We start from the raw sequence: 14,530 nt of genomic DNA, 5'->3' as shown, positions 1-14,530 counted from the left end.
ATCCTGACCGCCCGCTCGCGGACCTCAGGGGAGAAGGGTGGGATATGCTTTGTCATGGCTCCAGTCTCTCAAGAGTTGGAGCCTCCGGAAATCCCGGGGCGGTTCACGGGTTGTTCCGGTCGGTGCGCTTATGGTTCACCTCCCAGCCCTCCCGTCGCAACAGGATGTGCAGCCGCCGATAGCCGTAGCGCACCCGCGCCGCGGCCATTTCTTTCAACCGCATCCGCAGAGCGACCTGAGGGTCCGAGCGCTTCCTGTAGCGCTGGGACGAACGGCCGAAGCCGGTAGCCAGACAGGCCCGACGCTCGCTGATGTCGTAGGCCACCTGTAGATGACCCGCGACCTCACGGCGAACGGCGGGCCCCACCACTGATCCTTGAGCACGTCCTGCAGCATCGAGCGGTCCAGCGTCAGATCGGCGACCAGCCGCTTGAGCTTACCATTCTCGTCCGCCAGCTGCTCGAGCCGTCGGATTTCCCGTCGCAACAGGATGTGCAGCCGCCGATAGCCGTAGCGCACCCGCGCCGCGGCCATTTCTTTCAACCGCATCCGCAGMGCGACCTGAGGGTCCGAGCGCTTCCTGTAGCGCTGGGACGAACGGCCGAAGCCGGTAGCCAGACAGGCCCGACGCTCGCTGATGTCGTAGGCCACCTGCAGATGACCAGCGACCTCACGGCGAGCGGCGGGCCTCACCACTGATCCTTGAGCACGTCCTGCAGCATCGAGCGGTCCAGCGTCAGATCGGCGACCAGCCGCTTGAGCTTACCATTCTCGTCCGCCAGCTGCTCGAGCCGTCGGATYTCCGGCACRCCCATGCCGACGAACTGCTTCTTCCAGCGATAAAACGTCGGCTCGGATACGCCCACCTTCCGGCAGACCTCGTCCACCGTGGCACCGTTCTCCGCCTGCCGCAGGGCGAAGGCGATCTGTTCATTCGTGAAGCGTTTGCGAGGCATGGCATCCACCCTCCTTCAGGGTTCAAGATGCCCGAAAAACTGGCGCTCAGCGCGGACCAGTTTGCTGCGTCAGGGTCAATCGTTGAGCTGCCCGGCTACGAGGACGACTACGCCGACATGGTCGAGCCGGCCTACATCCTCTTCGAGGACGGCCGCGGTGCGTTCGCCTTCGGGTGTGTCACCGGAGCTTTTGCTGGCGGAGCCACCCGCGGGAGCGATCGCGCCGCCATCGTGTTCGACGGGATTGGCGATGACGAGATGGATGCGGTCTGCGGCTCGGGATTAGCCGAGGTCCAGGCCGACGGCTCGCTTCGCGGCAAAATCCGCGTCCACTGCGGCGACGAAATCCGCTTCATTGCCCGCCGCTGGCTGACTTCTTCAACACCCTGCTAGGCGCTGGCGGAGTGGGCGGCCAAGGCGATCGTCCTGGAGCGCCACGGCTTGCCGAAGATCGATCCCGTCATGGGCGGCCGCTTCTGGCTGGCTGTCTAGGCCTTCTGGAATCGGCGCTACGGTCTCTCCCGTTTCGAGGCGTCCGGCCTCGACGGAACCGAGAACCTCGATGCCCTCTGACTTCACAGCGCCCGGCCTCAAGCGCCGGAAGCGCAAGACTGGGCCGGATCAAGACTGGGCCGGATGTCGCCTATTGGGTGGCCCGTGCGGATCTCGTGAAGGCCGGCTATCGGCCCGAGACCGTGCGCTTGCCCTACGCCGTCGACGACCCGGCGCAGCGGGATCTGCTCGCGGCCGCCTGCATGAAGCTCCAGGCCGAGATGCTGGAATGGTCGTCCGGCCAGGGGCGCGAGACACAGCGCTTCGACGGCACGATCCTCGGCTTGTCACGCCGATACCAGACCGACGAGGCCAGCCCGTTCCAGCGGCTCAAGCACACGACCCGGCACAAGGACACCTACACCCTCGTCATCATCGAGAAGGCGTTCGGCGCCCGTGCGCTCGCCGCGCTCAAGATCGGCGATTTCTACCGCTGGTACGGGGCGGCTAAGAAGCCGAAGGCCCTGGGCGGCCCTGAGCGGGTGCGGCGCCTACGGCATCATCAAGAAGCTGAGGGAGTTGTTCGCCTTCGGCATCATGGCCGAGCTGCCTGAGTGCAGGCGGCTCTACGAGGTGCTGGAGCATGCCCGGTTTGCCCAGCCGGCCCGCCGGCGGATCACGATGAAGCTCGGGCACGTCGAGGCCTTCGTCGTCGGCGCCCTGGCGCGCGAGCGCCTGTCCCTGGCGCTCGGGACGGCCATTCAGTTCGAGACGGCGATACGCCAGCAGGACGTCATCGGCGAGTGGACGCCGATCGCCGCCGGCGAGCCGCTGACCGGCATCGTCCTGAACGGTCGGCGCTGGGCCAACGGCCTGACGTGGTCCGACCTCGCCACCGACCTAGAGCCGTGCCCTGGCGGCTTGAATCGTTTGGGGTAGTCAGTCTGGATTGCGTGTGATTCACTGAGCGGGCTTGTGAGGGAGGATTGCCATGCCTTCAGCCCTGTCGGTCGATCTGCGCGCACGTGTGGTCTCGGCGATTGAAGCGGGCGCATCGCGGCGTCAGGCGGCCAAACGCTTCGGTATCGGAGCAGCCAGCGCGATCCGGTGGCACGAACGCTACCGGCAGGACGGGCAGATTGCGCCCAAGCCGATGGGCGGCGACCGCAACTCGCAGCGCCTGGAAGCGCAGGCGGCCCTCATCCGTCGGACCTACGAAGAGCATCCGCAATCCTTCCTGCGTGAGCTCCGCGACAGGCTCTCGGAACGCGGCGTCCGGGCCAGCACGAGCAGCCTGTCACGCTTCTTCGCCCGGCACCGCATCGCCCGTAAAAAGGGGCTGTCCACGCGGCCGAGCAGGAGCGGCCGGATGTGAAGGCCGCGCGCGAGGACTGGTTCGAGCGCCAACCCGATCTCGATCCGGAGCGCCTGGTCTTCCTCGACGAGACGGCCGCTACGACCAGGATGGCACGCCGCTATGGTCGTGCTCCGCGCGGCGAGCGCTGCCAGATCGCCGTGCCCCATGGGCATGTGTGGACGCCCCTTCGGGTGCAAGTAGAATCTCTGGACGGGCGCGGTGCGTGATCGGGTGCTGCCATGTGTCCGGCCTCTGATGCGGCGGGTCACATGCCGCGGGCCCGTATGGGAGTGCGAGAGTCGGGACCACATCACTACAGCGCGCTCGAAGCGCTCCCCATGCGCCTGGTTCTCCCAACTCCGTCTCACCGACGTTGCGCCATACCTGTCCGTCGACCTCCTCACGCCCTCCGACAGCCTCGCGTCCGTCCCGCCTACGCGGTGACGGCCGGAGCTCGGTAGATCCCACCCTTCGTCAGAAGGGCCCACGCGATGCGCGCGTTCTTGTTCGCCACAGCCACGATGACCAGCATCGGCGGCTTGCGCGCGAGCATTTGGCCGAGCCATGAGTCGGCCGGGATGCCCTTGCGTTTGGCCCAGCGCACCACCGCGCTGGCCGCGATGATGAGCAGGCGTCGCAGCGTCCGCTCGCCCATGCGAGAGGTGCGGCCGAGGCGCTCCTTGCCGCCCGTCGAGCGTTGTACTGGTGTCAGCCCGACCCAGGCGGCGAAGTCGCGACCCGAACGGAACGTCTCTACGGGCGGGGCCAGAGCCTCGATAGCGGTGGCGATCAGCGGGCCGATACCCGGCACGCTCATCAGCCGCCGAGCCGTATCGTCGGCCTTTGCGCGCGTGGCGATCTCGGCATCGAGGGCTGCGGTCTGTTCCTGCAGGTGGCGGAACGCACAGACGAGCACGGCAAGGCTTGCGCGAGCGGCTGGAGGAATGTCCGAAGCGGGATCCTCGATCTGCGCGATCAACCGCTCGATGTGGGCGGGCCCCTGCGGCGCGATCAGGCCGTACTCGGCAAGATGGCCGCGGATCGCGTTGATGAGCTGGGTGCGCTGGCCGACCAGCACGTCGCGAGCCCGGAAGATCACCGCCGCGGCCTGCTTGGCTTCGCTCTTCACGGCAACGTAGCGCATGGTCGGGCGCTACGCGGCCTCGCAGATCGCCTCGGCATCGGCCGCGTCGTTCTTCTGGCGCTTGACGAAGGGCTTCACGTAGGCAGGCGCGATCAGCTTGACCGTGTGACCGAGCTTGCCGATCTCGCGGCCCCAATGATGCGCGCTGGGGCAGGCCTCCATCGCTACGAGGCAGGGTGGTTGGGCCGCAAAGAAGGCGAGTACTTGATCACGCCGTAGCTTCTTGCGGAAGATCGGGGCACCGGCAGCATTCGCGCCGTGGGCCTGAAAGACGTTCTTGGCCAGATCCAGGCCGATGGTGCTAGGTCGTGTGGACGGATTTGATGAGGATGAATGCGAGGGCGAGGGAGACGAACGCTGCGAAGCTCGCTCTGGTCTTCTCGCAGCGTAACGCGATGCGTTTGAAGCGTTTGAGCTTTCCGAAGGTCTGCTCGATGCGCGCCCTGGTCCGGTAGAGGGCTTTTGGAAAGAAGACGGGTCTCTTCTTGGCGTTGGCTTTGTAGGGAATGATCGGAGCGATGCCGCGGACGCGGGCGGCGGCGCGATTGCGCTTGCTGTCGTAGCCTTTGTCGGTGACGGCGGCGCGGGGCCTCACGTCGGGCCCGAGATCCAGCAGCGTTTCGAACTGTGGGCTGTCACCGGCCTCTCCACCAGTCAGGACGAAGGCGAGGGGCAGGCCGGAAAAGTCGGTCTTGAGGTGGATCTTCGTCGAGAAACAGCCCCGCGAGCGACCGAGCGCCTGATCCTGCTGCCCCCCTTTGCACCGGCCGCCGAGACGTGGGCCCGGACCACCGTCGAGTCGAACATCTGCACAAAGTCGGCGGTGGGGCTCAGTTCGGCCAGCGCCTCGAAGAAGGCATCGATCGTCCCGTTCTCGCGCAGTCGCCAGGACCGTTTCCAGATCGAATTCCAGTTCCCGAACTCGGCCGGCAGTGTCCGCCACGTCACGCTCTGCACCGTGAAATAATGCAGCGCTTCCAGAAACCTACGGTCGTCACGGCCCTTGTCGCCCCGTCGCGAGCGAACCGCGCGGAACACCTCCAGGGCGATCGTCCAATCCGCGTCCGTCATCCGTGTCAGCATGGGCAAGCCTCCCCAAAACCGACACCCTATGAATCATCGATCCGCCCGCTCGGAAAGCCCGCCGTCACTAATCCGTCCACACCGCCTAACCTCTGTCACGGACGCCTCCCTCGGGTGGTTCACAACACCACCACTCTGGCACATCGATGCCGTCGGGGGGCGTCCACCCCATCATTACAAAACCACCACAATCACCGCCGCCCTGCGCGCCACGGGCCTGATCGCCAGGACCGTCTTCGACGGAGCAACGAATGGCATGCGCTTCCGGGCCTACGTCACCGACACCCTGGCTCCTGTGCTGAAGCCCGGCGACACCGTCATCCTCGACAATCTGAACGCCCACAAGGTCGCCGGGGTGCGCGAAGCCATCGAGGCGGTCGGCGCACAGGTGCTCTATCTCCCGCCCTACAGTCCGGACTTCAACCCCATCGAACAGGTTTTCGCCAAAGCCAAAGCCCTGCTCCGGACCGCCGCAGCGCGAACCGCCGACGACCTGACCCGCGCCATTCACGACGCTTTCGCGGCGTTCAGACCTGACGAATGCCGAAACTATCTCACCGCCGCTGGATACGATGCCTATGATCCAATCTGAACGGGCACAGCTCTAGTGGTGCGCAAGGCCACTACGAAGACGGGGGCCTTCGCCGCACACGCCCTGAAGCTCTGCGCAATCGTCCTGGCGCTCCTCGATCGCGTGCCGGCCGACCGCCGCACCGGACCGCTGATCATCGACGAGACTGCCGGCCGGCCCTACGCCGAGTCGGCCTACGGGCGGGAATGGCGCATCGTCGCCCGGGCTGCCGGTGTGCCGGATGCCGTGTGGAACATGGACGCGCGCGCCGGCGCCATCACCGAGGCCGAGGATGCCGGTGCGGATCTCGACCATATTCGGTCGGCCGCCGCCCATGCGCAGGGCTCGACGACGCTGCGTTACTCGCGCGGCGCCATCGGAAAATCCCGCGCGGTCGCCGAATTACGGGCCGCGCACCGGGCGGTTAGGAACAAGCCCTGAACCGGCCTGGGGAACGCGTTGGGGAACATGGGGAACGCGAGATCAGCGGCAGAACGTGAGAAAGGCTGATGCTTCAACGAGATCATTTGGAGCGGGCGGCGGGAATCGAACCCGCATATTCAGCTTGGGAAGCTGACGTTCTACCACTGAACTACGCCCGCGAGCCGCGGCGTGGGGCCTGCGGTGCGGCGTTTGGGGCCGCGGGAGAGACCATACCAGACACGGTCGCGTTGTCCACGGCCTTGATGGGGGCTGCGTGCGTTCCCATTCGGGCCGGATTCCGATAGCGTCGCGCGGCTTGCCGGGCGGTGTCGCTCCGGGCCGGCGGGGGTTCCCGTAAGTCCTTTGTCTGGATCACTTTTTTCGCATGACGGTTCGCACGTGACGACAGCTGATGCCTCCGGGTCACCCGCGCCATCGGGCGGCGCCCGACTCGTCCTCGCCTCCGCTTCGCCGCGGCGGCTCGCCCTGTTGCAGCAGGCCGGGATCGAGCCCGACGCGCTCCTGCCGGCGGATGTCGACGAGACGCCGCGCAAGTCCGAGACCCCGCGCGAGCTCGCCCGGCGCCTGGCGCGCGACAAGCTCGACGTCGCGGGCGACGCGGCGCGGCGGCGTGACGACATGCGCCAAGCCTTTGTGATTGCTGCCGATACCGTGGTGGCGGTGGGGCGCCGCGTCCTGCCGAAGGCCGAGGTGGCGGACGAGGCCGCCGATTGCCTGCGCCTGCTCTCGGGGCGCCAGCACCGGGTCTACACGGCGGTGTGCCTCCTGTCGCCGAAGGGCACCCGGCGCGAACGCGTGGTCGAGACCCGGGTGCGGTTCAAGCGGCTGTCGAGTCGCGAGATCGAGGCCTACGTCGCCTCGGAGGAATGGCGCGGCAAGGCCGGCGGCTACGCCATCCAGGGGCTGGCCGGCGCCTTCGTAGTCAAGCTCGTCGGCTCGCACAGCGCGGTGATCGGCCTGCCGCTCTACGAGACCCTGAGTCTCTTGGAAGGCGAGGGTTTTCCCGTTCGGGGAGCGTGGGGACAAGCACCGGGGAGCAGCCTGTGACCGGACCGATTCCCTGGCCGACGGCGCCCGAAGAGGCGTGCCCGATCTGCCGCAAGCCGGCCAAGCCGGAGTTCCGTCCGTTCTGCTCGACCCGCTGCGCCGACGTCGATCTCGGCCGCTGGCTGACGGATCGCTACGCGATCCCCACCGCCGAGGACGAGGACGAGGATGCCGAGCCGCAAGCCGGGCGCGACCGTTCCGAGTAGGGCGGTGCGCCGTTCCACCGACGGCAGGATGCGCCGTTCCACGCATCCGTGGAACGGCGAGTCGCTCAGGCCGTCGCGGTGGTGCGCCGGTTGTAGCCGAGGGCCGCGAGGGTCGCGACGGCGCCGGACAGCAGGTAGACGCCGACCCAGGCGAGACCGAACTCGCTCGACAGGCTGAGGGCGACCAGCGGCGCGAAACCGGCGCCGATGAGCCAAGCCAGATCCGAGGTGAGCGCCGCGCCGGTGTAGCGGTAGCGGGTGCCGAGGTTGCTCGTGACCGAGCCCGAGGTCTGGCCGTACGAGAGACCGAGCAGACCGAAGCCCACCAGCACGTAGATGGTCTGGCCGACCTCGCTGTCGCCGACGAGCAGTGGGGCCACGATGCTGCCGAGGGCGAACAGCAGGATCAGGCCGGCCGCGATGGCCACCAGGGTCCGGCGTCCGATCTGGTCGGCGACGATGCCCGAGATCACGATGGCGCCGGCACCGACGACCGCCCCGGCGAACTGCACCATGAGGAACTCGCCCACCGAGCGCTGGGTGAACAGGTTGATCCACGAGATCGGGAACACCGTCACGAGGTGGAACAGCGCGAAGCTCGCCAGGGGCACGAAGGCGCCGACGAGGATGTCGCGGCCATGCACCCGCACGGTCTCGAGCACCGGCGTCGGCTCGAGTTCGCGCATCTCGATGAGGCGGACGAATTCCTCCGTCGCCACGAGGCGCAGGCGGGCGAACAAAGCCACCACGTTGATGGTGAAGGCGACGAAGAACGGGTAGCGCCAGCCGAAATCGAGGAAGTCGGCTTCCGACAGGTTGGCGAGGAAGAACGCGAACAGGGCCGAGGCCAGCATGAAGCCGATGGGCGCGCCGAGCTGCGGCATCATCGCGTACCAGCCGCGCTTTCCCTCGGGGGCGTTGAGGGCGAGCAGCGAGGCGAGGCCGTCCCAGGCGCCGCCGAGCGCCAAGCCCTGGCCGAACCGGAAGGCCGCGAGCAGCCAGATCGTGGTGGCGCCCAGCGTCGCGTAGTTCGGCAGGAAGGCGATGGCCGCCGTGGAGCCGCCGAGCAGGAACAGCGCGATGGTGAGCTTCACCCCGCGCCCGTGCCGCCGGTCGATCTCCGTGAAGATCGCCGAGCCGATGGGCCGGGCGACGAAGGCGAGGGCGAACAGCGCGAAGGAATACAGCGTGCCGGCGAGCGGCGTCGCGAAGGGGAAGAACACCTTCGGGAAGATGAGCACCGAGGCGATGCCGTAGACGAAGAAGTCGAAATACTCGGCGGCGCGGCCGATCACCACGCCGATGGCGATCTCGCCCGGGGCGACCGTATGGTCCGAGAGGGCCTCGTGGGCGTGGCGCTCCGCCTCCGACGAGGACGGCACTGCGTAATCTGCGCTCATCGGGAAACGTCTGCTCGCTGGCTTGATGGATGGGGGGCGATGCGTCCGCCTGGGCGCGGCCCCTTCGTCTCGATCCTGACCTAGTCTCGGTCCTGATTAGGGCCTGCCGCCACCACCCGTCAAAGCGAAAGCCGCTCCGGCTCGGAAACGGCGCTGCCCTGTCGCAGCCGCGGCGCCGCGGCCGGGACGGGGACACGATGCCACCGGGGCGGGAGAATGTCCCTGAGGCGGTAAGGGACATTGCCTCGGGGGAAAGGGTTTGGCTATGCTCCCAGTGCCTACCTGAGAGCATACCTTTCCCCTTGTCAGGCCGGTCTGTTGCATCGCACTAGGCGCCACGTTCGACGTGACGCCGATCCGCGGCACGGCACGGGCGGCATCATCGAGTCCGCGTCAGCCGATCCCATGACCGTCAGAATTCTGAGACCGCTCCTCCTCCTGCCCGTGTTCGGCCTGCTGTCGGGCTGCAATATGGTGCTGATGCAGCCGTCGGGCGACATCGCCATGCGGCAGCGCGACCTCATCCTCGCCTCCACGGGGCTGATGCTCCTGATCATCATTCCGGTGATCGCCGCGACCCTGTTCTTCGCCTGGCGCTACCGCGCGTCGAACAAGGCGGCGACCTACGATCCCGATTGGCACCACTCGACCCACCTCGAGGTGCTGATCTGGTCGGCGCCCCTGGTGATCGTCATCGCGCTCGGCGCGCTCACCTGGATCAGCACCCACACCCTCGATCCCTACCGGCCGCTGAGCCGCCTGGACGCGTCGCGGCCCCTGCCGAAGGACGTGAAGCCCCTGGTGGTCGAGGTCGTCGCACTCGATTGGAAGTGGCTGTTCTTCTACCCAGATCAGGGCATCGCCACCGTCAACGAGATCGCCGCCCCCGTCGATGTGCCCATCACGTTCAAGATCACGGCCGCCACGGTGATGAACTCGTTCTTTATCCCCGCGCTGGCCGGGCAGATCTACGCCATGCCCGGCATGGAGACGAAGCTGCACGCCGTGATCAACAAGCCCGGCACCTTCGAGGGCATGTCGGCGAACTACAGCGGCTCGGGCTTCTCCCGCATGAACTTCCGCTTCGTCGGCCTCGATCAGGCCGGCTTCGACGCCTGGGTCGCCAAGGCGAAGGCGGCCGACAAGCCGCTCAGCCGCGACGCCTACCTCGAACTCGAGCGGCCGAGCGAGCGCGAGCCGGTGACGTTCTACTCCTCCGTCGATCCCGGCCTCTACGGGCGGGTGCTCAACATGTGTGCCGTGCCCGGCAAGATGTGCATGCACGAGATGATGGCCATCGACGCCAAGGGCGGCGCCGGCAAGGACAGCCACGCCAACCGGGCTCGCCTGGAATACGACAATCGCTACGCCGAGCGCGGCGACGAGGGCAACGCCGCCACCGTCGGCGGTTCGGGGCGGTCGTCGCACAGCCCCGAGCAGCCGCAGGGCATGAAGCCGAAATCCACGGCGCCCGAGGTGAAGCCGCATTCGGGATCGGACCATTCCGGCCACGATCATTCCGGTCACGCCACCGGCGCGGGGGATGCCGCTCCGGCCGGGGACGGAACCAAGAGCGACGGACCCGGCGGCACCGATCCCGTCGCCCCCGGTCAGCTCAACAAATAACGCGGACGCCTCCGCCCGCGGCCCCATTCGGCACTCCTCTCACGAGACAGGCCCATGTTCTCCAATCCGGATCTTCAGAAGCTCCTGTTCGGGCGGCTGACCCTCGACGCCGTTCCGCTGCATGAGCCGATCCTCCTCGTCACCTTCGCGATGGTCGGCCTCGGCGGCCTCGTGGTCCTCGGCGGCCTCACCTATTTCCGCCTCTGGGGGCCCCTGTGGCGCGACTGGTTCACGAGCGTCGATCACAAGAAGATCGGCATCATGTACATCGTGCTGGCCCTGGTCATGCTCCTGCGCGGCTTTGCCGACGCCCTGATGATGCGGGCCCAGCAGGCCATGGCCTTCGGCGCCAACGAGGGCTACCTGCCGCCGCACCACTACGACCAGATCTTCACGGCCCACGGCGTGATCATGATCTTCTTCGTGGCGATGCCCCTGGTGACGGGCCTGATGAACTACGTCGTGCCCCTGCAGATCGGCGCCCGCGACGTGGCCTTCCCGTTCCTCAACAACTTCAGCTTCTGGATGACCGTCAGCGGCGCCCTCACGGTGATGGCCTCGCTGTTCGTCGGCGAATTCGCCCGCACGGGCTGGCTCGCCTATCCGCCCCTGTCGGGACCGGCCATGAGCCCCGGGGTCGGCGTCGACTATTATATCTGGGCGCTGCAGATCGCCGGGATCGGGACGCTGCTCTCGGGCATCAACCTCATCGCCACCATCGTGAAGATGCGGGCCCCCGGCATGAGCATGATGCGGATGCCGATCTTCACCTGGACGTCCCTCTGCACCAACATCCTCATCGTGGCCGCCTTCCCGGTCCTCACCGCCGTTCTGTCGATGCTGTCCCTCGATCGCTACGTGGGCACGCACTTCTTCTCGAACGATCTCGGCGGCAACCCGATGATGTACGTGAACCTCGTGTGGATCTGGGGTCACCCGGAGGTCTACATCCTCATCCTGCCGGCCTTCGGCGTGTTCTCCGAGATCGTCGCGACGTTCTCGCGCAAGCGCCTCTTCGGCTACGCCTCGATGGTCTACGCCACGGTGGTGATCACGATCCTGTCCTACCTCGTGTGGCTGCACCACTTCTTCACCATGGGGTCGGGCGCCAGCGTGAACTCCTTCTTCGGCATCACGACGATGATCATCTCGATCCCGACGGGGGCTAAGATCTTCAACTGGCTGTTCACCATGTACAGGGGCCGCATCGACTTCGACGTGCCGATGCTCTGGACCGTCGGCTTCATGGTGACCTTCACCGTCGGCGGCATGACCGGCGTGCTCCTCGCGGTGCCCCCGGCCGACTTCGTGCTGCACAACTCGCTGTTCCTCGTCGCGCACTTCCACAACGTCATCATCGGCGGCGTGCTGTTCGGCATGCTCGCGGGCATCACCTACTGGTTCCCGAAGGCCTTCGGCTACAAGCTCGATCCGTTCTGGGGCAAGACCTCGTTCTGGTTCTGGCTCACGGGCTTCTGGTTCGCCTTCATGCCGCTCTACATCCTCGGGCTCATGGGCGTGACGCGCCGGGTGCAGCACTTCGACGACCCGTCGCTCCAGATCTGGTTCGTCATCGCGGCCTTTGGGGCGTTCCTCATCCTGCTCGGCATCGCCTCGTTCATCGTCACCCTGGTGGTGAGTTTCCTGAGGCGCGAGGAACTGCGCGACCTGACCGGCGATCCGTGGAACGGCCGTACCCTCGAATGGGCGACCTCCTCGCCGCCGCCGGACTACAACTTCGCCTTCACGCCCGTGGTCCACGACCATGACGCGTGGTGGGACATGAAGAAGCGCGGCTACGTCCGGCCGGTGAGCGGCTTCAACAAGATCCACATGCCGCGCAGCACCGCGGCCGGCATCATCCTCGGGATGCTCAGCATCGTCTTCTCGTTCGCGATGATCTGGTACATCTGGTGGCTGGCGGCGCTCAGCTTCGTGGCGCTGGCGGTGGTCACCATCGGCCACACCTTCAACTACGCCCGCGACTTCTACATTCCCGTCGACGAGGTCGTGCGGACGGAGAATGCGCGCACGGCACTCCTGGCGGAACGGGTCTGAGAACCATGGCGGCGCATTCCACGGCGGCCTTCACCGCCGACGATTTCAAGGGACCGGGGGACACCCCGGTCTTCCACGACGCGCAGGGCAAGCATCATCCCGAAGGCGGAACGATGCTGGGCTTCTGGCTCTACCTGATGAGCGATTGCCTCATCTTCGCGGCCCTGTTCGCGGTCTACGCCGTGCTCGGGCGCAACTACGCGGCCGGACCTTCGCCGAAGGACCTGTTCGACCTCAAGCTCGTGGCGCTCAACACCTCGATGCTGCTGTTCTCCTCCATCACCTACGGCTTCGCCATGCTGGAGATGGAGAAGGAGAAACAGGGCCGTATGCTGCTGTGGCTCGGCGTCACCGGCCTGTTCGGCCTGTGCTTCATCGGCCTCGAACTCTACGAGTTCCACCACCTCATCCACGAGGGGGCGACGCCCCAGCGCAGCGCGTTCCTGTCGGCGTTCTTCACCCTGGTCGGCACCCACGGCCTGCACGTCAGCCTCGGCATCGTCTGGCTCGTGATCCTCATGATCCAGGTCCAGATGCGCGGGCTCGGGGACGAGAACAAGCGCCGGCTGATGTGCCTGTCGATGTTCTGGCACTTCCTCGACGTGGTCTGGATCGGCGTGTTCACCTTCGTCTACCTCATGGGAGTCCTCTAGATGAGCGTCGCATCGGAGGACCTGCACACGCGGGGCAGTGGGCGCGACGTCCACGAGGAGCCCGGCGGCCACGGCACGTTCCGGGACTACATGACCGGCTTCCTGGCCTCGGTCGTGCTCACCGCGATCCCGTTCTGGCTGGTGATGAGCGACGTCCTCGGCAACCCGAGGCTCACCGGCATCGTCGTCATGGGCTTCGCCGTGGTGCAGATCGTGGTCCACATGGTCTACTTCCTGCACATGAACACGAAGTCCGAGGGTGGGTGGACCATCCTCGCCCTGATCTTCACCCTGACCCTGGTGCTGATCACCCTCGTGGGCTCCGTGTGGGTGATGTACCACCTCGACACCAACATGATGCCGGCCGACCACGGCATGCACATGCCGGCCCCCCAATCGGTGCCGACCGAACCGGGGGTCGCGGCGCCGGCACCGCATCAGCACCAGCATTGATCGCCGGCGCGGGCCGCCCGTGACCGCACCCGCTCCACAGGCCCGCCCGCGCGCGGGCCTGTGGCTGTTCGGGCTCCTCGCCTGCCTCGTCGCCGCGGGCCTCGCCGGCCTCGGAACCTGGCAGCTCCAGCGCCGCGCCTGGAAGCACGACCTCGTCGCCCGGGTCGACGCGCGCCTGCAGGCGGCGCCGGTGCCGGCCCCCACCGACTGTGCCCCAGCTTGCGAGCCCTACACCCGCGTCTTCGTTTCGGGCCTGTTCGCCCATGACCGCGAGACCCTGGTCCAGGCCGTGACCGAGGCCGGGGCCGGGTTCTGGGTGCTGACCCCCCTGATGGCGGAGGGGGGGACGATCCTGATCAATCGCGGCTTCGTGCCGAGGGACCGCCGCGACCCCGCCACCCGCGCGGCGGGCCAGGTCGCAGGTCCCGTGCGGGTCACCGGCCTGCTGCGTCTGTCGGAGCCCGGCGGCGCCTTCCTGCGCGCCAACGATCCGGCGGCCGGGCGCTGGTACTCGCGCGATGTCGCCGCCATCGCCGCCGATCGCGGATTGTCGCGGGTGGCGCCGTATTTCGTCGATGCCGATGCGACCCCCAATCCCGGAGGCCTGCCGCAGGGGGGCCTGACGGTCGTGGCGTTCCCGGACAACCACCTCGTCTACGCCCTGACCTGGTTCGCCCTCGCCGCCATGGTGCTGGGCGCCACCGCCTACGTGCTGCGCGATGCAAGGCGCCGTGCAGGCGCCCGGTCCGCCTGATCCCGCGAGAGGGTAGGGGGCTCCGCTCGACCGAACCGGCTGGGAACGGCCCCGAGGCAGGGCATGGCGGGGGAGGGGCACGGCTCACCGGTTCGAATGGCACATCTCGCAAGAAATCCCGTTTGCGGGGCACAGGTGGGCCTTGGGCGGCTTCTGCCGAGCCGGATGCAAGTTTTTTCGCAAATCCGTCATTTGGCCGTTGACGGTTGGGCTGTGGGCCCGTAGAAGCCTGTTCATCGGCGGCGGCCAGCGGGACTTTGGTCTTGGCGGCGGCGCTGGTTATCTT

13 protein-coding genes, 1 tRNA gene and 6 pseudogenes are annotated in these 14,530 nt (G+C 67.1%); 13 read left to right on the top strand and 7 right to left on the bottom strand.

Annotated elements, in window-relative coordinates; translation table 11 throughout:
* Positions 1 to 121 precede the first annotated feature (121 nt).
* Together ASF27_RS21580 and ASF27_RS22260 are read right to left on the bottom strand one after the other, a co-directional pair.
* A pseudogene (locus ASF27_RS21580) lies at positions 122 to 420 on the bottom strand (IS3 family transposase); the annotation flags it as partial.
* 54 nt (positions 421 to 474) lie between these two features.
* Positions 475 to 956, bottom strand: a pseudogene (locus ASF27_RS22260) (transposase); the annotation flags it as partial.
* Positions 957 to 983: 27 nt separating this feature from the next.
* Here ASF27_RS22260 and ASF27_RS11480 point away from each other — a divergent pair.
* The 4 genes and pseudogenes from ASF27_RS11480 to ASF27_RS11465 all read left to right on the top strand — a co-directional run.
* Entirely contained in the window at positions 984 to 1,349 is a 366-nt protein-coding gene (locus tag ASF27_RS11480; protein WP_056360213.1) for a hypothetical protein, read from the top strand.
* A 257-nt stretch (positions 1,350 to 1,606) separates the two neighbouring features.
* Positions 1,607 to 2,062 (top strand): hypothetical protein, encoded by a 456-nt coding sequence (locus ASF27_RS11475; protein WP_056360211.1) that lies wholly within the window; start codon positions 1,607 to 1,609, stop codon positions 2,060 to 2,062.
* Positions 2,046 to 2,387, top strand: a complete 342-nt coding sequence (locus ASF27_RS11470; RefSeq protein WP_056360207.1) for a hypothetical protein — start codon at positions 2,046 to 2,048, stop codon at positions 2,385 to 2,387. The genes ASF27_RS11475 and ASF27_RS11470 overlap by 17 nt, the downstream gene beginning before the upstream one ends.
* Before the next feature lie 52 nt (positions 2,388 to 2,439).
* A pseudogene (locus ASF27_RS11465) lies at positions 2,440 to 2,984 on the top strand (IS630 family transposase); the annotation flags it as partial.
* Between the two features lie 254 nt (positions 2,985 to 3,238).
* On the opposite strand, the pseudogene ASF27_RS11455 reads toward ASF27_RS11465, so the two are convergent.
* From ASF27_RS11455 to ASF27_RS23125, 3 genes and pseudogenes are all read right to left on the bottom strand, one after another.
* Positions 3,239 to 4,246, bottom strand: a pseudogene (locus ASF27_RS11455) (IS110 family transposase).
* A gap of 4 nt (positions 4,247 to 4,250) precedes the next feature.
* Positions 4,251 to 4,892, bottom strand: a complete 642-nt coding sequence (locus ASF27_RS23130) for an IS5 family transposase (protein WP_156467509.1) — start codon at positions 4,890 to 4,892, stop codon at positions 4,251 to 4,253.
* Positions 4,814 to 5,020, bottom strand: a pseudogene (locus ASF27_RS23125) (transposase); the annotation flags it as partial. The pseudogene ASF27_RS23125 and the gene ASF27_RS23130, both read right to left, overlap by 79 nt.
* A 184-nt stretch (positions 5,021 to 5,204) precedes the next feature.
* Between ASF27_RS23125 and ASF27_RS11440 the strand changes: the two are divergent.
* Together ASF27_RS11440 and ASF27_RS11435 are read left to right on the top strand one after the other, a co-directional pair.
* A pseudogene (locus ASF27_RS11440) lies at positions 5,205 to 5,624 on the top strand (IS630 family transposase); the annotation flags it as partial.
* An 18-nt stretch (positions 5,625 to 5,642) separates the two neighbouring features.
* Complete coding sequence (locus tag ASF27_RS11435) at positions 5,643 to 6,044, top strand: hypothetical protein (protein WP_244480991.1); 402 nt, start codon at positions 5,643 to 5,645, stop codon at positions 6,042 to 6,044.
* Between the two features lie 87 nt (positions 6,045 to 6,131).
* Here ASF27_RS11435 and ASF27_RS11430 read toward each other — a convergent pair.
* A tRNA-Gly gene (locus tag ASF27_RS11430) sits at positions 6,132 to 6,205 on the bottom strand.
* Between the two features lie 220 nt (positions 6,206 to 6,425).
* On the opposite strand from ASF27_RS11430, the gene ASF27_RS11425 reads away from it, so the two are divergent.
* Together ASF27_RS11425 and yacG are read left to right on the top strand one after the other, a co-directional pair.
* Positions 6,426 to 7,094, top strand: coding sequence for a Maf-like protein (locus ASF27_RS11425; RefSeq protein ID WP_056171066.1), 669 nt, complete (start codon positions 6,426 to 6,428; stop codon positions 7,092 to 7,094).
* Positions 7,091 to 7,300, top strand: a complete 210-nt coding sequence (yacG, locus tag ASF27_RS11420) for a DNA gyrase inhibitor YacG (RefSeq protein ID WP_056360194.1) — start codon at positions 7,091 to 7,093, stop codon at positions 7,298 to 7,300. Before ASF27_RS11425 ends, yacG begins: the two co-directional genes overlap by 4 nt.
* A gap of 65 nt (positions 7,301 to 7,365) precedes the next feature.
* Here yacG and ASF27_RS11415 read toward each other — a convergent pair whose 3' ends face one another.
* The gene (locus ASF27_RS11415) at positions 7,366 to 8,700 is read right to left on the bottom strand and encodes an MFS transporter (protein ID WP_056171060.1); all 1,335 of its coding nucleotides are present in this window, start codon (positions 8,698 to 8,700) and stop codon (positions 7,366 to 7,368) included.
* Positions 8,701 to 9,105: 405 nt separating this feature from the next.
* Here ASF27_RS11415 and cyoA point away from each other — a divergent pair, with 405 nt between their 5' ends.
* Genes cyoA through ASF27_RS11390 form a run of 5 tightly spaced genes read left to right on the top strand, consistent with a single transcriptional unit; the run spans position 9,106 to position 14,244 of the window.
* Entirely contained in the window at positions 9,106 to 10,326 is a 1,221-nt protein-coding gene (cyoA, locus tag ASF27_RS11410) for a ubiquinol oxidase subunit II (protein ID WP_082479026.1), read from the top strand.
* Positions 10,327 to 10,380: 54 nt separating this feature from the next.
* The gene (gene cyoB / locus ASF27_RS11405) at positions 10,381 to 12,384 is read left to right on the top strand and encodes a cytochrome o ubiquinol oxidase subunit I (RefSeq protein ID WP_056171056.1); all 2,004 of its coding nucleotides are present in this window, start codon (positions 10,381 to 10,383) and stop codon (positions 12,382 to 12,384) included.
* Positions 12,385 to 12,389: 5 nt separating this feature from the next.
* Complete coding sequence (gene cyoC, locus ASF27_RS11400) at positions 12,390 to 13,037, top strand: cytochrome o ubiquinol oxidase subunit III (RefSeq protein WP_056171054.1); 648 nt, start codon at positions 12,390 to 12,392, stop codon at positions 13,035 to 13,037.
* A complete protein-coding gene (cyoD, locus tag ASF27_RS11395) occupies positions 13,038 to 13,490 on the top strand; it encodes a cytochrome o ubiquinol oxidase subunit IV (RefSeq protein WP_082479024.1) in 453 nt (150 codons plus the stop codon). It begins immediately after the preceding gene.
* Positions 13,491 to 13,548: 58 nt separating this feature from the next.
* On the top strand, positions 13,549 to 14,244 hold the full coding sequence (locus ASF27_RS11390; protein ID WP_056360222.1) for an SURF1 family protein: 696 nt from the start codon (positions 13,549 to 13,551) through the stop codon (positions 14,242 to 14,244).
* Positions 14,245 to 14,530: the final 286 nt, after the last annotated feature.

The sequence above is a fragment of the Methylobacterium sp. Leaf102 genome, assembly GCF_001422425.1.
GTDB lineage: Bacteria > Pseudomonadota > Alphaproteobacteria > Rhizobiales > Beijerinckiaceae > Methylobacterium.
This window is presented reverse-complemented; position numbering and strand designations above follow the sequence as displayed.